Annotated in this window: 12 protein-coding genes; 5 read left to right on the top strand and 7 right to left on the bottom strand. The window is 53.1% G+C overall.

Annotated elements, in window-relative coordinates; genetic code table 11:
- The first annotated feature begins 147 nt into the window (after nt 1-147).
- From rhaM to ACYVI9_RS05010, 5 genes are all read left to right on the top strand, one after another.
- Entirely contained in the window at nt 148-462 is a 315-nt protein-coding gene (gene rhaM / locus ACYVI9_RS04990; protein ID WP_460761475.1) for an L-rhamnose mutarotase, read from the top strand.
- A gap of 57 nt (nt 463-519) precedes the next feature.
- Nucleotides 520-3,372 (top strand): glycosyl hydrolase, encoded by a 2,853-nt coding sequence (locus tag ACYVI9_RS04995; RefSeq protein WP_460761478.1) that lies wholly within the window; start codon nt 520-522, stop codon nt 3,370-3,372.
- 61 nt (nt 3,373-3,433) lie between these two features.
- On the top strand, nt 3,434-4,762 hold the full coding sequence (locus ACYVI9_RS05000; RefSeq protein ID WP_460761480.1) for a rhamnogalacturonidase: 1,329 nt from the start codon (nt 3,434-3,436) through the stop codon (nt 4,760-4,762).
- A 112-nt stretch (nt 4,763-4,874) separates the two neighbouring features.
- Complete coding sequence (locus tag ACYVI9_RS05005; RefSeq protein ID WP_460761483.1) at nt 4,875-5,774, top strand: serine hydrolase; 900 nt, start codon at nt 4,875-4,877, stop codon at nt 5,772-5,774.
- A 24-nt stretch (nt 5,775-5,798) separates the two neighbouring features.
- Entirely contained in the window at nt 5,799-8,255 is a 2,457-nt protein-coding gene (locus ACYVI9_RS05010) for a DUF4982 domain-containing protein (RefSeq protein ID WP_460761486.1), read from the top strand.
- A gap of 69 nt (nt 8,256-8,324) precedes the next feature.
- On the opposite strand, the gene ACYVI9_RS05015 is transcribed toward ACYVI9_RS05010, so the two are convergent.
- The 7 genes from ACYVI9_RS05015 to ACYVI9_RS05045 are packed head-to-tail and all read right to left on the bottom strand — an operon-like array spanning nt 8,325 to nt 21,896.
- Nucleotides 8,325-9,392 carry a glycoside hydrolase family protein gene (locus ACYVI9_RS05015; RefSeq protein ID WP_460761488.1) on the bottom strand — a complete coding sequence of 356 codons (1,068 nt, stop codon included), beginning with the start codon at nt 9,390-9,392 and terminating at the stop codon, nt 8,325-8,327.
- 11 nt (nt 9,393-9,403) lie between these two features.
- Nucleotides 9,404-10,999 carry a glycoside hydrolase family 28 protein gene (locus tag ACYVI9_RS05020; RefSeq protein WP_460761490.1) on the bottom strand — a complete coding sequence of 532 codons (1,596 nt, stop codon included), beginning with the start codon at nt 10,997-10,999 and terminating at the stop codon, nt 9,404-9,406.
- A 57-nt stretch (nt 11,000-11,056) separates the two neighbouring features.
- A complete protein-coding gene (locus tag ACYVI9_RS05025) occupies nt 11,057-14,743 on the bottom strand; it encodes a DUF4450 domain-containing protein (protein WP_460761493.1) in 3,687 nt (1,228 codons plus the stop codon).
- Nucleotides 14,744-14,758: 15 nt separating this feature from the next.
- Nucleotides 14,759-15,820 (bottom strand): glycoside hydrolase family protein, encoded by a 1,062-nt coding sequence (locus tag ACYVI9_RS05030; protein WP_460761495.1) that lies wholly within the window; start codon nt 15,818-15,820, stop codon nt 14,759-14,761.
- Between the two features lie 26 nt (nt 15,821-15,846).
- The gene (locus ACYVI9_RS05035) at nt 15,847-17,094 is read right to left on the bottom strand and encodes an oligogalacturonate lyase family protein (protein ID WP_460761498.1); all 1,248 of its coding nucleotides are present in this window, start codon (nt 17,092-17,094) and stop codon (nt 15,847-15,849) included.
- Nucleotides 17,081-18,664, bottom strand: coding sequence for a RagB/SusD family nutrient uptake outer membrane protein (locus ACYVI9_RS05040; RefSeq protein ID WP_460761500.1), 1,584 nt, complete (start codon nt 18,662-18,664; stop codon nt 17,081-17,083). The genes ACYVI9_RS05035 and ACYVI9_RS05040 overlap by 14 nt, the downstream gene beginning before the upstream one ends.
- 37 nt (nt 18,665-18,701) lie before the next feature.
- Entirely contained in the window at nt 18,702-21,896 is a 3,195-nt protein-coding gene (locus tag ACYVI9_RS05045; protein WP_460761503.1) for a SusC/RagA family TonB-linked outer membrane protein, read from the bottom strand.
- Between the last annotated feature and the right edge of the window lie 123 nt (nt 21,897-22,019).

The raw sequence follows: 22,019 nt of genomic DNA on the forward strand, positions 1-22,019 counted from the left end.
GCCTGTGGTGTTGCCACAGGCTTTTTTTTGATGCGCAGGACAGTTCAGGATGCTTTTATAACAGGCCTGCTCTATATTGCAAACCGGTGAAAGCAGGGCGTTTCTTCCTGTTTTCCCGTCAGTTTTTCACCCATTAAACGATTGTACATGCAGCGTATTGCATTTAAAATGAAACTTCATAAAGGGCAGCAGGCCAATTACCGGAAAAGACATGATGAAATCTGGCCGGAACTCACTGATCTGCTTCACTCGAATGGCATCAGTGATTACAGCATTTTTCTGGAAGAAGCAACCGGGGAATTATTCGGCGTACTGAAACTGGCCGATGGCTATCGGATGGAGGACCTGCCGGCGGCACCGGTGATGCAGCGCTGGTGGGCGTATATGGCAGATATTATGGATACCAACGAGGACCATTCTCCCGTATCCCTGCCGCTGCAGGAGGTATTTTACATGCCCTGACCCGGTGCCAGGCCTCTTGCGCTAGTTTTTTACCACCCTTATTTTATTCTATAGATAATGAATTATATACCGAAGCAGACAAAACTAAGGATGACCAGCTTGCTACTGGGCCTGTTTTTCAGTGGCAGCCTGTTACAGGCACAGCTCTCCTGGCCTGAAATAACCCGGGACAACCGGCCCTGGACCCGTTGGTGGTGGGAAGGTTCGGCGGTTACAGAAAAAGACCTGAGCTGGAACCTGGAGCAGTACCAGAAAGCCGGTCTGGGGGGCGTGGAAATCACGCCTATTTATGGCGTGAAAGGCCAGGAAGCGCAGTTTGTGGATTTTTTGAGCCCGCGCTGGATGGAACTTTTTACCCACACCCTGAAAGAGAGTCGCCGGCTGGACCTGGGCGTGGACCTGGCCAACGCAACCGGATGGCCTTTTGGGGGACCCTGGGTCACGGATGCCGATGCCAGTAAATCAGTTTATCATAAAACCTATACGGTAGCGGGGGGTAAGGGGCTCCCCGAACCTGTCCGCTATGAAAGGGAAGGTTTTGTACGCACGGCCAATCAAAAACGGTTGCAGGTGGCCGATATCAAACAGCCCATTAATGCCAACGGGGATCTGCAGACCATGGCCCTGGACCAGGTACAGTTTCCGGGGAATCTGCCACTGATCGCCCTGATGGCTTATAGTTCAAAACCCGGTCAGCCGGCCCTGGATCTCCTGGAGAAAGTAGGCGATGCCGGCCAACTGAACTGGACCGCACCTACTGGAAGTGGAGACTGGACCCTGTATGCTATTTTTGAAGGCCTGCATGGGAAAATGGTAGAAAGGGCAGGGCCAGGCGGTGAAGGATATGCGATCGATCATTTTTCGGCCAAAGCAGCGGACCATTATTTCCGGAAATTTGATACGGCATTTAAGGGTTATGATATCAGTTATCTGCGGGGATTTTTCAATGATTCCTATGAAGTAGATGATGCCCGTGGTGAAGCCGACTGGACGCCCCTGTTCTTCCAGGAGTTTGAACAACGAAAAGGTTATGATCTCCGGCAGGAATTACCGGCTTTGTTTGGTGCTGCCGATCCCGAGCGTAACAGCCGGGTGCGGTACGACTACCGGTCGGTAATTGATGCGTTATTGCTGGATCATTTTACCCGCAAATGGAAACAATGGGGCGCCCGCCAGGGTAAGATCCTGCGCAATCAAAGCCATGGTTCACCAGCCAATACCCTGGATCTTTATAGCGTGGTCGATATTCCGGAAACCGAAGGCACCGAATTATTACGGTTTAAGTTTGCCAGTTCTGCGGCCAATGTATCGGGTAAAAAACTGGTGGCTGCCGAATCCGCCACCTGGCTGAATGAACATTTTCTTTCTTCCTGGGGGGATGTAAAAAAAGCATTGGACCTGTATTTTCTGGGCGGGGTCAACCATATTGTTTACCATGGGACGGCTTATTCCCCGCGCCAGGCCCCATGGCCGGGCTGGTTGTTTTATGCTGCGGTGCATTTTCAGTCCGAGAATCCCCAGTGGGCCCATTTTGCTGCCCTCAATCAATACGTTACCCGGATACAGTCTTTCCTGCAGAAAGGCCAGCCGGATAACGATATACTGCTGTATTATCCGATTATAGATCGTTACAGCCAGCCGGGGCAGGCGCTGCTGCAGCATTTTGATGGTATGGAAAGAAATTTCGTGGGTACCGATTTTGAAAAGTTGGCGGAAGCCATGAGTGAAAAGGGCTACAGTTTCGATTTTTTCTCCGACCGCCAACTTGAAGGGTTTCAGTTGGCAGCGGGTCGCCTGCAGGCGGGTGGTAATAAGTACCGGGCCCTGATGCTGCCGGCCAATCAGCTGATTACCGCGGCTTCCTTCGAAAAAATGATGCAACTGGTGCAACAGGGCGCCACACTGCTGGTCTATAAACAACTGCCCCGGGATGTACCTGGTCTCAGTGATCTGGACCCGGAACGTAAAAAATTAACCGCCCTCCTGGATCAGATAAAATTCACAGCAGATGCCGGCGGTGCCCGGGCAACGCTGGGAGCAGGTCATATATTTATGAGCAGTGATCTGCAGGCCCTGATGCAGGCAGCCGGCGCCCGCCGGGAAGCGCTGGCAGATTCGGTATATATCCTGCGCCGCAGCATGGATGGCGGTCATAACTATTTTATCAATAACCGCAGTCAGCGGCATTTTGAATCCTGGATTACCCTAAGCGATGCCGCTGCTGCTGTCGCAGCATTTGATCCCATGGATGGACGCAAGGGGCTGGCCCGGATGCGCAGGTCGGCGCAGGGTGGGACCGAGGTCCTGGTCCAGCTGCCGCCTTTTGCTTCTCTGATCCTGCAAAGTTTTCCTACCCCGGTCCAGGCAGCGGCTTTCCCATATCGCCGCCCAGCCGGATCTGCGGTGGCGCTGAAAGGCAACTGGCGCCTGGAATTTCTGGAAGGCGGACCCCGACTGCCCGCAGCCCAAACCCTGTCTTCCCTGCGTTCCTGGACCGAACTCCCCGATGCGGGATACCGGAATTTTTCGGGACTGGCGAAGTACAGCCTGAAGTTTCGGCTGCCGGGCAAAGCAAGGGCTTGGCTCCTGGACCTGGGCCGGGTGCATGAGACCGCTGATCTGACCCTGAACGGCCGGCCGGTAGGTACCCTGACCGGTCCAAATTTCCAGCTGGTGCTGCCTGCATCGGCATTCAAAAGCCAGAATATCCTTGAAATCAGGGTAGCAAATCTGATGGCCAACCGGATCGCTTATATGGATCGTCAGAAAATTGACTGGAAGATTTTTTACAATATTAATATGGCTGCCCGGCGCCCTGAGAACGCCAAAAATGGCCGATTTGATGCCGCGGGCTGGCAACCGCTTTCCTCGGGGTTGCTGGGTCCTGTTACCCTGACACCCCTGCAGTAAGAAGGTCCGGCGTCACGACGTTCTTTCAATGCAGATTATTGTAAACATTAAAAAAATGCAGATGCAGAAAATAAGCAGTTTATTGCTGATACTGACAATCGGATGGATCTTGCCGGCGCCGGTGATGGCACAGGAAAGTTTTCCGGACGGCACACCGATTTCCGATTGGTTCCGCCAGATCCAGCCGACCCGACTGGAACAGCTCGGAAAATCCTATACCATTACCGATTACGGAGTCGTCAATGACAGCACGAAAGTACAGACCGCCGGCATCCAGGCCGTGATTGATCAGGCAGCTGCCCAGGGTGGCGGTGTCATCGTCATTCCAGCCGGCTGTTTTCTGAGCGGGTCGCTGTTTTTCAAGCCCGGTACCCATCTGTATCTTTCGGAAGGCAGCCGCATCAAGGGCAGCGATGATATTTCTGACTATAAAGTGATGCCTACCCGGATTGAGGGACAATCCCTGAAATATTTTGCCGCCCTGATCAATGCAGATGGCGTGGATGGATTTACCATATCTGGTACGGGGTGTCTGGATGGGAACGGTTTACGGTTCTGGAAAGCCTTCTGGCTGCGGCGGCAATGGAATCCACAGTGTACCAATAAGGATGAACAAAGACCCCGCCTGTTATTTGTCTCCCATAGCCGCGACGTCCAGATCTCCGGGATAAGCCTGATAAATTCACCTTTCTGGACTTCGCACTATTATAAATGTGAACGCCTCAAACTGCTGGATTTATATATCTACGCGCCCTATGAACCCGTAAAAGCACCCAGCTCAGATGCCATTGATCTGGATGTCTGCAAAGACGTGCTGATCAAAAACTGTTATATGTCGGTTAACGATGATGCCATTGCACTGAAAGGTGGCAAGGGACCGTTCGCTGATAAGGATACCACCAATGGGGGTAATTATAATATTATAATCGAAGATTGTGAATATGGGTTCTGTCACAGCGCCCTTACCTGCGGCAGTGAATCCATTCATAACCGCAATATCATTCTCAGAAACGCAAAATTAAACGGTGCCAAAAGACTGCTGCAGCTGAAGATGCGCCCGGATACGCCGCAGCACTATGAATATATTACACTGGAAAATATAAAGGGAGATGCGGAAGTACTGCTGGACATCAATGCCTGGACCCAGTTCTTTGATCTGAAAGGTGAGAAAGAAATGCGCCGTACGGATGCGCATCATATCCGGTTTAAAAATATTATGCTGGAATGCGGCTCGGTATGGAATGTGAAAAAATCGGAACAATACAGCCTGCATGATTTTACCTTTGAGCGCATCGATATTACCGCCACCCGGGATGCTGCGATGGACAAAACGCTGATTCGAAATATCGGACTGAAACAGGTCCGGATCAATGGTCAGGAAATCCGCTGATTCCGGTCAGCGGGACGCCCGGACAAAGGAAGGTTCCGGCCCTGATCACTTATTCATTTTATTGATGAAGCAGGTAATTGCCGTTATCTTTGAAAGGATCAATACAGATATTATGAAACGATTCTTAGCGCTTTTACCCTTACTGTTATTTTTTATTTGTGCCTATGCACAGAAAACAGATCGCCCACTCGAAGCGGCCATCAGAAAGGAGATAGCGGGTTTTAAAGGTGATATCGGCGTCTATGTGCATCACCTTAAAAAGAATAAAGTGGTGGCGATTCATGCGGATACAGTATTTCCTACCGCCAGTATTGTCAAGATACCCATCCTCGTCGGTATCTTTCATAAGATCAAATCCGGGACCTTCAAACGGGCGCAGGAATTCGTCTACGATTCCAGCCGGGAATACGGCGGATCCGGCCTGATGCAGTTCTATCGGGACAGCGCCAGGACCGATTTGTCTACGATGATTTCATTAATGCTTACGTACAGTGATAATGTGGCTTCCATCTGGTTGCAGGAACTCAGTGGCGGTGGTGCGGTAATCAATCAACTTATGGAAAATCTGGGGCTCCATGACACCCGGGTGAACTCACGCACGGAAGGACGTCAGGCGATATGGGAAAAATATGGATGGGGACAGACCACGCCAAGGGAAATGGCCCGGCTGTTTACCCTGATCCGGCAGGGCAAAATTATTGATGCCCGGTATTCAGATAAAATGTACCGTTACCTGAAAAATCAGTTCTATAATGAACGATCCCTTTCCCAACTACCCGCTACAGTGAGCACCATTTGTAAAACAGGTTCGGTGGATGCGGCCCGCGGGGAAGTCGTACTGGTCAATGCGCCCGGAGGCGATATTGTGTTTTGTATACTGACCAAGAATAATCAGGACCGGAGCTGGACGGATACCAATGAAGCCGAGGTGCTGACCCGAAAAATTGCATCGCTTATCTGGAATCATTATGAAAAAAAACATCCCTTTCAAAGCTATGCACCGATAGATTAAGTACACCCTACTAAAAGGAATAAATTGAAAAGATTTCGATGGATATATTGCGCCGGATTACTGCTGACCGGCCTCTGGAATGCCCCCCTGTACGCACAGACAAGAACCGTCACCCTGCTCAAGGATGGATGGCGATTTGCCAGGGGGCCACAACCCGGTGCGGCTGCGCCTGATTTTGATGACCGCAACTGGCAGTCGGTATCCATTCCGCATGACTGGGCCATTTATGGTCCCTTCGATAAGAAGATCGATCAGCAGGTTGTCGCCATTCAACAGAACCAGGAAACCAGGGCCACCGAAAAAACGGGCCGGACCGGTGCCCTGCCCTATATCGGGGAAGGCTGGTACCGCAACCACTTCAGGACGCCCGCGCTTAAGCCCGGTATGACCGCCCTGCTGCTTTTTGAAGGTGCTATGAGCAATCCGGAAGTCTTCGTCAATGGCCGCAAGGCCGGCGGCTGGCATTATGGTTACAGTTATTTCTATTTGGATATTACGGAGCTGATCCGGAATAAGGAGAATAATTTGCTGGCGGTCCGGCTGAACAATCCCGGTGAATCCTCGCGCTGGTATCCGGGTGCGGGTCTGTATCGGAAAGTATCACTGATCCTGAAGAATCAGGAAAGTATCGATCAATGGGGTGTACAGATCAGCACACCGATCGCCACAGACAGTTTTGCCAAAATCAATGTGCGCACCAATATTACGGTGTCCAGCGGCACCCTTGTCACTGAGATATTTGATGCAGCCCATCATCGGGTGGCGGCAGACACCAGTGACCAGTTGTTTCAGCAGCAGTTCGAGCAAAACCTGGCCCTTCGGGACCCGGCGCTCTGGAGCCCGGAAACGCCCACACTATATAAGGCCGTTTCCAGTTTTTACCAGAACGGTGTTTTAAAAGACCAGGTAACGACACGTTTCGGAATCCGGTCGATCCGTTATTCCGCAGCACAGGGCTTTCAGCTCAACGGCAAAACCCGCAAATTCAAAGGGGTTTGTCTGCATCATGACCTGGGACCACTGGGCGCTGCCGTCAATAAGGCGGCCCTGCGCCGGCAGCTCCGTATTTTAAAGGATATGGGCTGTGATGCGATACGGAGTTCCCATAATATGCCTTCGCTGGAACAACTGGAGCTTTGTGATGAAATGGGTTTTATGTTTCTGGCAGAAAGCTTTGATGAATGGGCCAAACCCAAAGTGAAAAATGGCTACCATCTTTATTTTGAAAAAGACATGGTTCGGGATGTGGAATACCTGGTCCGTGCGACCCGCAATCATCCCTGCATCGTGATGTGGAGCGCCGGCAATGAGGTTCCGGATCAATGGGGCTATGACGGTGCCAAACTGGCACGGAAAATACAGGATGTTTTTCACCGGGAGGATCCCGGTCGTCCGGTAACCGTGGGAATGGATCAGGTACAGAATGCCATGAAATATGGTTTTGGCGCCGTACTGGATATACCGGGTCTGAACTACCGCCTGCCCTTGTATGAAGAGGCTTACCAGACTTTTCCACAAGGCCTGTTGCTGGGCTCAGAAACGGCGTCGACAGTGAGTTCCCGTGGGGTATATAAATTCCCGGTGGTGAAAGCCGCACAGCGACAGTACGAAGACCGGCAATGTTCTTCTTATGATCTGGAATACTGTTCCTGGTCGAACCTGCCCGATGATGATTTTATCTGGCAGGATGATAAAGACTGGGTGATCGGAGAATTTGTATGGACCGGATTTGACTACCTGGGGGAACCCACACCTTATGATGATCAATGGCCTTCGCGGAGTTCCTATTTCGGGATCAATGACCTGGCTGGCCTGCCGAAGGACCGGTTCTACCTGTATCGGAGCCGCTGGAATACCCGGGAACCAACCCTGCACCTGCTGCCGCACTGGACCTGGCCCGGCAGGGAAGGGCAGACCACACCGGTCTTTGTCTATACGAGTTATGACAGCGCCGAACTGTTCGTTAATGGCAAAAGCATGGGCATCCGGAAAAAACAGGAGGGGGGTAGTCCGCAGGAGCGCTATCGCCTGATGTGGATGGATGTCAAATATGAGCCCGGCACCCTGAGGGTCGTGGCACTGGACAAGGAAGGCCGGCCGGCTGCTGAAACGACGATGGAAACTGCCGGCAGCCCCTATGCCATCCGGCTGGAAGCCGACCGGACCCTGCTCCAGGCAGATGGTGAAGATATCAGTTTTGTAACGGTGTCTATCGTGGATAGAGCGGGCCGTGTCTGTCCACAGGCGGCAAAGCAACTGCAATTCAGCGTAAGCGGTGCCGCCCGTTACCGGGCTGCCTGTAACGGAGATGCCACATCACTGGAAGCTTTTCATTTACCCACCATGCAAACCTTCAACGGAAAACTGGTGGTACTGGTACAGGCTGCCCGAACCGCCGGCCGGGCGCAACTGAAGGTCAGTGGCCGGGGCCTGAAAACCGCAAAGATCGGCCTGGCAATTCAGGCGCCGCTTCAGCAATAACATGGGTGCTGCGAAGCTTTGGGCTGTACTGATTCAAAACCGACGGGCACTGCTACCCGTCAGCCGGGTTTATCGTTGCCAGCCGATACGGCATTTGCCAATGGCATAGAAGGGTTGGCCGCTCATTTGGGTGCGTGCCGTATACAGTACGGTAAAACTGCCGTCTGATTCCGGGATGGCACAAAGTGGCGTCCGGGTTAAATGATCGCCATCCTCGGCCCAGATCCTGCCGGGGCGCTGAATGCGGATCCGCTCTTCCTTCTCCCAGTGAATGCCGTCTTTGGAGCGGCTGTAACCGATTTGTTGATCTCCAAAGGAATCAAAAATCATCAGGTAGCTGCTATCCTGCAGTTGGTATACAATTTCATTTTCCATAAATACTTCGGCCACCTGAAGCGGGTTAAAACCCACCGGCATGCGTTTCCAGGGACCTTCCAGTTGCGGAGCATAGGCCATCCCTGTCGGCCAGCCTCCGCGGGGGGTATGGTAGTGACCGTCATACATTGCGAACCAACCCGCGCCGGCCCGGTAAGGAAAAAAAGAGGCTACGGCCTGCTGGCCTTCCCAGTCCTGGCTGAACTGATCCGGTTGCATCAGGATGCCCATGTCGGCATAGGGACCGTCGATGCCTTCTCTTCCGGGGATAACAGATTTGGCCCGCCAGATCCGGCCCGCGTAATCATTTCCGCTGATTTCCCCGCGGCTGCTGTCACCGGCCCGGTAAGCAACATAGAAAATATTCCAGGCATTTTCGGATGCATTAAAAACAACCGCATTGACCCATACTTCTGATTTGGGATTATAGGCGGTTCTTCCGGGAATGCTTTCCACGACCGTTCCTACCCGCTTCCAGTGGATGGCGTCTTGGCTCTTCCAGTGAGAAATCCTTAAATCCCGATGCGGCCTTTTGAACATTTCATTGACGAACATATGGTAGGTGTCCGCTTCTTTGATTACTTGCCCGGTTTCAAAACCGGACAGGTTCCCGGAAGCCAGTACATCGGGGTGCCGGGCGCCGATAACCGGACCCTGATGCTCACTGAGTAATACCAGCCGACCCTGGGCGGCACAGGGTGGGGTTAACTGGATTTGACAGCAGACATAGAGTAACAGGGATTTGAGAAATATTTTCATCATCATATTTTAAATTAATCGGTTTTTGAAGGAAGGGATTTGCGGGACCAGCCCTGCGGCTTTTTGGGATGGCATTTTATGAAGCGGATTCCACCGGTCAGGGGACCTTCGGTCAGCACGCGCAGGGGTGTAGCCGACAGGAATCGCACATTTTTAAACCTGATATTTCGACTGTCCAGCAAACGGATATCGGCACTGTCCGTAAGGAGCCGGGCATCGGTAAGTTGCAGGCCGTCCAGATCGCTGGCGCTGATCAGTTTTTTAGTTTCGGATACCAGTCCGGATATCATGACATTTTCCAGCGGACTCTCCGGAATCGCCACGGCTTTAAACAGTTGCTCTGATTGGGAAACCGAAATCCGATGCGCTTTGATATTACGGAACAGGGGTGTCAGGTGATTGCGGGGACGGGGCGGATACCGGGCGGCGGCCTGGCCTACATGGACGGCACTGCCCAGCATGTCCCATTCAAAAGCGTATTTGGCACCGCTGATGCGAATATTTTCATAGTAGAGGTTTTCGCCACCTCCGCCACGGGGCCGCCGGGTCTTAAAACGAATGGCCGACCGGGTATTTTCGAATACACAATTTTGCACCGAAAGATTCCGGATCATGGCAGCGGTTTCGCTGCCACAGGTTATTCCGCCATGACCTTCCAACACCAGACCATTGCGTACGACAATATTTTCTGAAGGGCGGTTGACCCTGAGTCCATCGTCTCCGCGACCCGCTTTGATGGTAAAAGCGTCATCGCCGGTACTTAAGGTACAGTATTCGATCAGCACATTGCGGCTGGAGGATATATCAATGCCGTCTCCCCTTGGAATACCTATCGAGTGGATGGTAACCCCCCGGATGATCACACTGTCACAATAGACCGGTACAATATTCCAGAAGGCCGTCTGTTCCAGTTGGATGCCTTCGATCAGTACATTGCTGCAGTTTATGGGAGAAATAAACATGGGCGGAAAAATAAATGCACCGTCCCGACCTTCATATATGCGTTCTGCCACCGGCGTCTTGAAGGAAATCACATTTTCTATAACATCCTTTGTCATGATCTGCCGGCGCACCGAACCGCCCAGTGCGGGTCCGATCAGGCGCCCTTTACCGGTAATAGCGATATGCTGCTGTCCATTGGCATAAATACAGGCGCCAAGCGACATCAGTTCGATACCTTCATTTCGGGTAAATACGGCAGGGCGGTAGTCTTCGATCTCACCACTGAAAAAGAGACTGGCTCCGGCCGCTATTTCCAGATTGACATGGGATTTAAGATGGATCCGGCCGCTCTTCCAGTCACCTTTCGGTAAAATCACTTTGCCGCCTCCATGTTGGTGTACGGCATCGATGGCGGATTGAATGGCAGCGGTTGCCCATCCTTTGGCATCCCGGTCCTTCGGGTCTACCTGAAGGGTATAATCCGGGAAAACCGGCCTTTGCAACTGTGGCATGTCAAACGGGGCGCGGATCGGTGCGATTGCTGCCGGCATTGCTGCAGCACCCACCTGCTGCCGCGAGGGGATACTGTCGCCAGGCGCCGTCAGGGAGCCGGCAGCCGCCTGCTGAAAACATAAGAGCCAGCTCAGAAAAAATCCTAGATGGTACAATCGGTTACAATTCATAATTCACATGCTGTTTTAAATAATGGATCCGGAAGATCCGGTTCATTTTTCGTTTTTATTTCCGGCAATCGACGGGCTTCTTTTCAGACTGACACTCATCAGACCAATCAGCACTTCATTACTGAGGGTGCGGAGGGTGAGCGATTTCAGATTCCGGTCACCCCGTAAAGGCAGGTCCAGCACCGTAGCGGCACCTCCGGCAATGGCCCGGTCTGTAAATCCTTTTATGCTGGTATATTGGGTAAAATTCCTGGTAAAATGCCCGGTGTGTAACAACAGACGCCAGGGGCGCGGACCCGCCTGGAATGCATAACCATCGTCCTGATAATCCTGTTCCAGTGGCCACCAGTTCTCCGGATTAATCAGGGGCAGGGAGTCCCGGCTGCCATCGGTATACTCAATATAAACGATTCCATTCATCATTTGACTCTGCTGGTGGTTGGTCGTGCCTGCCATCAGGAGATAGGCGTGGGTGGCCCTACCCCCGAGCGGTATCCGGATGCTGTCCGGAAAATTATCCCATTGGGAAGTATAGGCGATATCCAGGGTTTGGCCCAGTCGAAAGGGTATCCGGTTCAGGAAGATATTGTCCTTACCGCGGATGCCGGCATTACTGATCGCTGGTTGCACCAGGGGGTAACACCAGTTGCCGATGCCCTGCCAGGGCAATTGCAGGGTGGTGACTGCCGGACGGGGTTCAAGATAGCGCTGCTGAAAAGTAGCTGCCACCCGGGCATTCAGTACGGGACGGATGTCCAGGGATTCGTAGTGGGCAGGGTCTTCACCGCCCCAGTATGCTAAAAGGGTATCAGTACGATAACCATCCTGCCATTCCGTAATTACCCGGTTATGGCCCTGTTCCAGCATTTCCCGCTCCAGTGATATCCGTTCAGCGGCACCGGGCTGCAGTTCGACCGGCTTTTCAAACCGGTTCACCAGCAGCCGGCCTCTCTGTACCGTTTTGCTATGATTGATAAGCTGCAGGTCAAATCCCTGATCGCTGCTGTCAGCGGTAACAGCCATTCCGATGCGGGGACTTACGTTGATGGTGATCAGCTGCTGCCAGTGGGCCGGACCCTGTTGCAGGGTTACCAGGAGGGTATGGTTCCCGGGTTTTGTGGGAAAAAACTTCAGTTGCCCCGCGGTTGTTGTGTCGATCTGTATTGTCTGGTGGAGGTCCCGGACCGTCCGGACCTTTGCCGGGCCTGTCGCGATTTCCTGCCATTGCCCCTGCTGCCCGCTGATCCGGGCAGGCAAACGCCGGATGCTGTCTCCTGTCCAGTCGATCTGAATATCATAATGGGTAGCGGCACTGGCACGGATGTCCAATACGGGTCCACCGACGGCAGTCGAATCCCATTGATAGACCGCTGGCTGGTTATTGACCCGGACACTGCTGAGACCCGTTCTGAGCGCCGGTACAGAAAGATGCAGATCCAGCAGGCGGTCATAATGCTGGTCAATGGTATACTGATGCCGGTTTTCCTGCTGCTTGAACCCGAAACTGATCCGGGGCGTTTTCAGCCGCGCAAAAGCCCAGTGTGCCGGGAATCCGGGGCGCAGCAGCAACTGGCCGCTAAGGGCCTGTGGCTGGATGCCGAAGAGGCCTTCGGTCAGCGTTCTGGCCGCCACACCAATCGGATCAGCGAAATCGCGGTACAGTTCCCCTCTGGCCGCATCATAGAAGGATAATTGCTGGAACCCGCCGGGACTGGAGCTCAGGTACATTGTTTCTACCAGGGCGCTTTTCCAGAGATGGAAAGCCCGGTCAGCGGCGCCGCCCTGCCAGTAAGCCAGGGCGGTCTGCAGGTTCTCTGCCAGTGCCACATTATTGATGCTCCAGGTATAAGGTTGCCAGTTGGTGGTGGATACCAGGTAGAGACTGTCCAGATCCAGATCCCGGGCCCGCACCGGAATATGGGGTATCTGGCGGTCGATATAATCCAGCATTTGCAGGGCCTGCAGCGGACTGGCGGTACCGGCATCAATCGCATGGTAAATGGTCCAGAGTCCCGGTGCGGTATGCAGGCGCTGCAAACCCGTACGGTCCCGGTATTCACCAAAGACGCCCGCCTGTGATGACCAGAGCCGGTGGTTCATGGCCGTCAGGATTTTTCGGGCTTCGCCGGCATAGGAGCTGCCATCCGCACCAATCAAAGCGCCCAGCCGGGCGGCCAGCAGGTTGGCCCGGTAATTATAAGCGGTCGCATGCGTGACCGCTCCACCACTGTATTGCAGGGCATCACTGGCCCAGATACAGGCATAGGCATCATAGAGCCCATCATCATCAGGATCAAAATTTCTTTTTTCCCATTGCAGGTGCAGGGTTAATGCAGGCCATATTTTTCTGATATAGGCCGTATCGCCGGTATATTGTAAATGGGTCAGCAGCTGGTCAAAAAAGACCAGGTTCATATCATAGTGGTGGGGTTGGATCTTGCCATCAGGACTGCGGCAGATATAGCCGTTGCTAAACATGGCATTGCCCATGCTTTCTTTCTGGCGGGCAAAATGCCTGACCGTATCAGGTTCGACCCGGCCCGGTGGTATCCCGGTAACCTGTGATCTGAGGTAGCTGTCAAAATGCTGCCGGGCCCGGTCCTGCCAGCCCAGGGCATCTGCGGCATAGGCACCCCGCCAGGCGGGCAGCCGCATACGCCAGGCCACTGCGCCGTGTAAATAGCTGGGTGCTTCCCAGATGGCATCGGCGGCAACAGCTAATGCCCCGGCCAGTGGATTGATATAAGGGTCAGGTGTCTCCAGTTCGATCTGCGCTGCCGTGGCCTGCCGGCGGGCTTCCGCCTGCCGGAAAACTGCCGCAGCCGTCTCATACCGCCTGTTGGCATTGCTGTTCTCTACCATGAAATAATAGGTTCCGGTGCCCGCAGCGGGCGTTGCGGCAGCCAGTATGGTGGTGGCGGGGGCGGCCTTGCTGCCGAGCAGCACGGCCGGACTGGCCTGCTGTCGGGCATCCGCGAGTTGCAGTCGGGATCCTGGTGGCAGGATGCCCTGCTGATGCCGGGGTGGCCGGGCCTTGCTGCTGTCCGGTTGTTCCTTTCCCGTTTGAATGACATAACGCTGCTGTTCACTTAACGGTTCACTGAAACCGTAATGCAGGTCAAATCGATGGTCCCGGATCCGAAAAATATTGTCGCGACAATAGGCCGGCTGCAATTCAAAACTGCTGGGCGGATCGGCGCCAATATCGCCGTCACGGCTGAATTTCCTGCCGGAAGCACCTCCGTAAGCGATCACCAGCCGGGTCCCTGCAGGCAGCAACCGGGTGTCGATTTTCAGGACCATGCCTTCCCGGTCCGCCATGGCCAGCACGGTGATCCGGAGGGATCCTTTTTCCAGCAGCCGGTCGGTTATCTCGTACTGCATGCTACCCGGACGATACCGGGTACGGATCTGGTCTGCTGCCGTCAGCCATTTGCTTTCCCTGCCGCTGATAATACCGATCTTGCAGTTGCCCCCCATGCCGGGCATGTATAGGGCAAACTCCGGCAGGTCACCGGTCTCCACCCTAAAGGCTGTATGGGTGCCATACAGGGCGCGGTTAAATTTTTTGTTTCCCTCGTGTAAAATAAAATCCTGACCCGCAGGCCGGTAATGCAGTATCCTTTGCTGCCCGTGCCACAGGTTGTCCTGCGCATTTACGCTGCCGGCCGGACCGATGAGCAGGGCCAACAGGAGCAGCAGGATCATATGCAGGGGACGAAGTATCATGGGGGGAAAAATAACTTAAACGATCTTAAATATAAAGGGAGATGCCGTTTCATAGCGACCGCCCTGGGAAGTGGCAAACAGATAAACCGGTCGCCCCTCCCGGAGCAGGAGCTGCGGTCTTTCCAGCCTGCCATATTTATGCAGGTGAGCGGGAGCAGGCGGCAGGTCGACATACTGACGCAGGGGATAGAAGGCGGTCTTCGGCCGGCTCCAGTGCAAACCTTTTCGGGAGTGCATAATAATCCCCCGCTGATGATCCTTGTAGCCCATGTCCCGGGCGATCATCCGGAATTGTTTTTTTTCCTGCCAGACAAAAGCATCTTCCAGCTGGGCATTATCTCCATGACCGGAAAAATCGATAATCGGATTGCCGTTGTATTTGGTAAAAGGACCTTCCGGCTGCCCGGCAAAAGCGACGCCGTATTTACGGTTGCCCCTTACCGCACCGGTCTGTTGTTCATAATCCCGGGTATTCCAGGATTTATAATACAGCCAGTAGCGACCATCCCGGTGTTGAATGACGGAGGGGTTGGTCGTGCAATGGTCGTCCCAGCTGCCTTCGGTTCCCGGCAGCAACAGCGGTTGGTCCGTCCGGGTCCATGGACCATATAAGGAATCCGCGCTGGCCAGGCCGATTCTTTTGGTATTGGTCCTGCCATTGCTATTGCCCATATAATACAGATAGTAGCGACCTGCAAAGCAACTGATAAAAGGATTATGGCAGGTGGTGGCATCCCAGTAATCACCGCCCCGCGGTTCCAAAACCGTACCCAGGACCTGGTAGGGGCCTTCAGGTTGGTCCGCCACGGCATGTGCGATTTCTGAGCCGCGGATCCAGCCGCTCATTTTTTTCGCTGCCTTCCATCGGGAGAAAAAAACATGGACCTTCCCATCCGGTCCAAAGATGGGCGCATTGCACCACACATAATAACCTTCGAGTTCCAGGATACGCCCCACCGGACGCAGGCGCTGCAGGAAATCATCAGCGCGGTCCGATGCCGACCACCAGTTGGCGGGACTGAGTGCCAGGACGCTGACGCCCTTTAAGCTGTCTTGTATGAATTGTTTCCGGTTCACATTCAAATAACTTGTGCCGCCCCTGTTCAGGGCTCGGCAGCGATCCGCACCGCGTAGATATTTTCGCGGCCTTCAAAATTGGCGCGGAATATCACCCATTGCTGGTCCGGTGAAATATGTACATTGGGTTCCAGACGATAGGCATGGTGTTGCATATTCACCAGTTTCTCTGCGACCATCCGACCTGCCCGGGGACGCAGCAGATAGATCCATTTGCCATCCGGTGCCCGGGCGACGGAACTTCGGTCACCGCCGTCGCCGGCAAAAAACCGGTTGTCAGCGGAACTGATATAATGTACGGACCAGTTATTGCGGTCCAGTTCATATCTGGTTTCCCGACCGGTTTTCAAATCCACACCAGCAACAAAAAAACGCTGACCCCGGGGTTGTTGCAGGTCAAAAAATATGGTGCTGCCATCCTGGCTGAACCATTCGTGTCCCGCGATTTCCATGGGCATGGTTCTTTTATGAATCAGATGGATCTTACGGGTACGGATATCAATGGTCCAGATGCGATCGACTTTATGCCAGGGCCCTTCATGGCAGAACATCAGTAATTTCGGATCGGTAGGCGAAAACTGCACATGGTTCAGCCAGGCACTGTCCCGGTGTATTTTTTCCAGTGTCCCTTTGTCCACCGAAAGGGTGAACAGGGTACGGGGCAGGCGGGCTTCATAAATCAGGTTGAAATAATTGCTTTTATCGGGATGTTGCTTAAAAAGTTCTTTCTCCTGATCGGTGGCCCTGACACCTGCCAGCAGACTGCCATCGGCATTAATGGTGGTGACGGTACCCTTAAAATCTTCCGGAAAAACATAAATGAGGCGCTGCTGCCGGCTGCGGAGGTTTACGGCGAATACGGAATCCCGGATCTGGAAAAAAGCCTCCCCCCGCGGTACGGAAAGGATTTCGCCCTGCATCGGCAACTGCCGGTCGGTAAGTCGGACGGCGCGATAGGTCTTCAGATCGAGCCTGTAAAGCTGGCGGTCCCGGGCGGAGCTGTTGTAGGTTTCCTGCTTGGCAGCCGTCGGGCGTGCCGGTGCGGTACTGTAATACACCATCTGATCGCCGGCAAAAGGATTGTTGTGAAAATAAAAACTCAGGTTGGATCGGTTGTCCCTGCTCAGGCGAACCACCCGGTGCCGGGTATCTTTATCGATCCAGGTATCAGGCATGTCGGGCCCGGTAGCCAGCAGGGGCTGGGCCCGGCCGGTCCCTGCAGACAACAACAGGAACCCTGCCAGAAAAATATGCCTTGTTTTAATACCCGTCATTCTGCATATAGAGTCCGGGCGCCGCATCCATTTCAGGCTGTGGTACCGGATAGATGATAAAATTCTTATTGAATGCCTGCATTTGATGTTGTACATCTTCGGCGGTAATCCAGGCCGGGATCCGGGTCAGGATATTGCCGCTTCTGATCAGGTCCTGCCAGCGCAGGCCTTCTCCGGCAAACTCATGCCTTCTTTCATCAAACAGCTGGCTCAGGGTGACCCCGCTTACCGGACCCAGTCCTGCACGACCCCGGATCTGACTGACCGTATTGTCCGCGAAGCCGGCGCTACCTGCAGCACCCTGCAGGATACATTCCGCTTTTAACAGGAGTACATCGGTGAACCGCAAAACGATAAAGTTAATCGGCCAGTCGATCCGGTTGGAAGGGGTAAAGTTAACGTCAATATATTTCTTGATAAAAGACCTTGTTTCGGCTACGCCGTTATAAACAAAGCCGCTCTGGATGGTAAAGTTTTTTCGGGTATCGCCCGCTTCATAACTGTTCAACAGGTCCTGAGAAACCGGCCGTATGGTGAGTCCGCCCTGCACCGGTTTACCCAGTGACTGGAACCAGGTGTCGGGGGCCAGCAGCCAGGGGAAAGTAGCGCCCAGCACCGGATTAAATCCCGTGGCGTACTGAATGTCAAAAACAACTTCCTTATTGTTTTCATTGGTGTAACTGAAGATATCGGTGTAGCTGTTACTGAATGTGTATTTGCCGCTGTCGATGATTTCATCCAATAGTGGCAGTGCCTTATTCCATTCATTAGCTCCCAGTCCCGGTCCGTTGATATCATAGGCGGGTGCACTGCGGGTCATGTAGACCAGTGCCAGGATCCCTTTTGCCGCGTATCTTGTGGCCCGGCCTTTATCGCCGGCGTTGGTGTAGATTTCCGGCAGGTTTTCAGCTGCAAATTCCAGATCACTGATAATTAAATTATACAGTTCAGCAGGAGCGACCCTTGGCAGGCTGCGGGCTTCATCTGCGCTCACAGCTTTATCTACCAGCGGAACAGCCCCATAGAGTTTTACCAGATCAAAGAAATAGAAAGCCCGCAGAAAGCGCGCTTCTCCTTCAATGCGGGACCGCAATCCGGCATCGGTGATGATGCTGCCTTTTTCTTCCAGCGCACGAAGCAGGGCATTGGCGCGGTAAATGCCGTTGAAGTCGGTACTCCAGCCCTCAATTACATAAGGATTGCCCGCCAGGGTTTTGTGAAAGCTGTTGATCCCCTCCCAATCCCGGACGCCGCCGTCAGATACGGCATAGAGGTTGTCGGAGCGGGTTTCGGACAGATTCAATTGCCGGTCGGGATAACTGCGCAACGCATTGTAGACGGCATTGATGCCCTGGATAAAATCATTGGGCTGATTGTAAAAATTCTGATCCGTCAGGTCGGAGATCGGCAACTGGTTCAGGTCTTTACTGCATCCTGATAGGAACAGCAACAGGAATAAACTACTGCACCATCCCAGGAGATAGCGACCGAAGCGCCGTTTATTACCGGCAGTTCGAAGCGTCGGACGAATATCAGTAGTATGTCGGGAAGCGGTATGGCTGTATTGCATGATTATCAGATTTATGCTCCGTGAATGCGGAAGTCGGTTAAAAACTAAAATTGATACCCAGTACCAGCGAACGGGGCAGGGGCAACCCGCCGTAGTCACCGGCTTCGGGATAATTACTGTCACCACTCAGGTTGGTATTCGTGGCTTCGGGGTTCATGCCGCCATCATAATTGTCATGTCCCCAGAAATTTTCTGCCGTTACAAAAATCCTGGCAGCCCGGATCACCGCGCTCGATTTGAAATGGTTGCCCAGGTTATAGCCCAGGGTGATATTACGTACCCGGATATAGTTGGAGGAATACAACCAGTCGGTGTTTTTGATCCGGCCGAAAGTGGAATAGGCCTTGGATACCCGACCATCCCCTGGATCAGCGGCGGAACGCCACCGGTCCCGGTAGAAACCGAGGGCATTATCCGTAAAGCCCTGACCGGTCCGGCCCAGAGCCCTGCCCAGCAATGAATAGATAGATCCTCCGTTTTGGCCCTGAACCAATACCGAAAGATCCAGGTTCTTGTACCGGAAGGTATTGGTGATACCCCAGGAATAATCCGGACTGGGATGGCCGACAATGACCCGGTCATCGGCGTCGATCACCCCGTCTTCATTATAATCCCAGTATTTGGGATCCCCCACCGTTTCTGAACCATATACCGCGGCACCATTGGCGATATCCGCTTCAGAGAGGATGCCGATTTGTTTAACTACGAAAATACTGTAGAGGGGTTCACCCACTTTTAATATGGAATGTGAGATATCGAAGGAAGAAGGAATGAGCAGTTGTTGCTGATCACCGGGCAGTGATAAGAGCTTATTGCGATTATGTGAAAAATTGATATTGGTCGTCCAGTGAAAATCGGGGCCGGTAATATTGCGGGTATTGAGTTCTACCTCCCAGCCATAGTTCTGTACCTCTCCGGCATTACCCAGTACTTCCCCCGACCCGGTTACTGCCAGTACGGGGATATAGAACAGGAGGTTAGAGGTCTTTTTGGTATAGTAATCAAAAGCGAAATTGATGCGGTTGTTGACGATGGTCAGGTCCAGACCCAGGTTGATCATTTTGGATTTCTCCCAGCTCAGATCAGGGTTGGTGGCACCTGCAGGTGCAAACCCATTGGCCTGTGCCCCATTAAACGTATAGGAATAACTGCCCAGCAAAGGAATGCTGCCATAATCGGGAATATTGTAATTACCGGAAGTGCCATAACTGGCGCGGAGTTTCAGGTCATTGATAAATGTGACCGGCTGCATAAAGGCTTCTTCGCTGAGCCGCCAGCCCACGGAAAAGGAGGGAAAGACACCCCATTTGGTATTGGCACCGAACCGGGAAGAACCATCCCGTCTGATACTGGCGGATAACAGGTATTTATTGTCATAGCCGTATTGCAGCCGGGCCAGGTAGGACAGCAGGATATTTTTGGATTCGGAAGTGCTGCCTGTAACCGCGACCGCATCGTTCAGGGTGGTGATGGATCCCGATTTGAATCCGTCCCTGGAAGACAGGGAAGAGACTTCGAGTTTATCGGAACTGTACGTAAAACCACCTACAAAGGAGAGGTCATGCAGTTCATTGAATGTTTTGTTGTAGGAGAGGGTATTCTCATTAACAAAAGTTCTTTTTCTGATGGTGGAAAAGGATCCGGAGGTCAGCGCATTCAGCTGGGCCAGCCGGGTCGTCAGGCTGCTGGCCACGATATAGGGGGTATAACTTTTAGCCGTAATATCGGTATTGTCGAGATTAAGGGTCGTCCGCCAGTTGAGTCCCGGCAGGATCTCGTAATCGGCATATACTGTACCCAGGGTCCGATACCTTTTGGTCTCACCGATTTTATTTTCCAGTTTGCCCAGCGGACTATTGGGAGAGACACTCCATCGGTACTGACCATTCAGCCCTACATTCGGATAATAGCCCATACTGTCCTCCTGTACCGGTGTAAAGCTGACCAGCTGGTGGAGGATATTATCCTTGCCTTCCACACCCGGATCGTGATTGATGCTGTAAGTCGGCGCAATATTGACGCCGAATTTAAGTTTTTTGATCGCCGTAACTTCTACATTCGCCCGGGCCGAATAGCTGGTATAATCGGTAAATTTTACCATGCCTTCCTGCCGGTTATAATTGCCCGATATAAAATACCGGACTGCTTCCGTTCCTCCGGATGCGGAAAGCTGATGATTCTGGGTCAGCCCCCTGCGGAAAGTGACGTCCTGCCAGTCGATGAAATTCAGACCGGGATGACCCGGCTGAAACCAGCGGTCATCGGTCATATAGCTGGTATTGACCTGTCCTTCAGGCAGGCCCAGCAGCTGCCTTCTTTCTTCATTGCTCTGCGAAGCGCTCCGGCCGGGACCGGAAGCGACCCATTGCGCATTGATGATTTCAGCCGCCCGATCCACCCATTCCTCGGCATTCAGCATATCCAGTTTACGGCTTCTTTCCATAAAGCCGACCGTACTGTTGATGCTGATGACAGGTTTGCCCAGCCGGCCTTTTTTGGTGGTAATCAGTACCACACCGTTGCCTGCCCTGGAGCCGTATATAGCCGCTGAAGCTGCATCTTTCAGGACCTGAATGGATTCAATGTCATTCGGGTTGATATTGTCCAGGGGGTTGCCATTGCTATAATTACCGGAGCCGTTGGGTGCCGCCGGTGTAAGTGGAAACCCGTCGATCACATACAGGGGTTCATTGCCGGCGGAGATCGAACTGGTACCCCGGATCTGCACGCTGAGTCCCTTGCCCAGGGCGCCGGAAGTCTGTTTGACATGGACCCCTGCCAGCTGGCCCACCAGGGCCTGATCCACCCGCTGTACGGGACGCTCTTCAAAATCGGCATGCAGGGTCGCCACGGCACCCGTCACATCTCTTTTTTTCTGGGTACCATAACCGATGACGACCACTTCATTCAGTGAACTGTTCTGCCGTGTAAGTACGATTTGTAAATTTTTCTGGTCGCCCACTGAAATTTCCTGGGTACTAAAGCCCACGTAACTGACGACCAGTACCGCATCGGCTGCCGGTACCTGGAGCTGAAAGCTGCCATCGGCTTTGCTGGATGTCAGGGTCTGGGTGCCTTTGACCTGTATGGATACGCCTTCGAGGCCGGTGCCGGTTTCGTCCAGTACCGTTCCCGTAATCAAGACGGTTTGTTGTGCGTAGGAAAATACAGCAATGCTGCAGGAAAAAACCAATAACAGAAGGGCCTTCAGGGCATTTGATATTGCTAACATATGGCGGTGATTTAATTGGAAAGCCTAAAGTACAGGCATTGTAAGGTAAGCGCATCCTGCACCTTCCTGCGCAAACGTTTGCGAACCCGAAAATTTTTAAAATTTCCCGTTCGGCGGCAGAAA

The sequence above is a fragment of the Niabella terrae genome, from assembly GCF_054783135.1.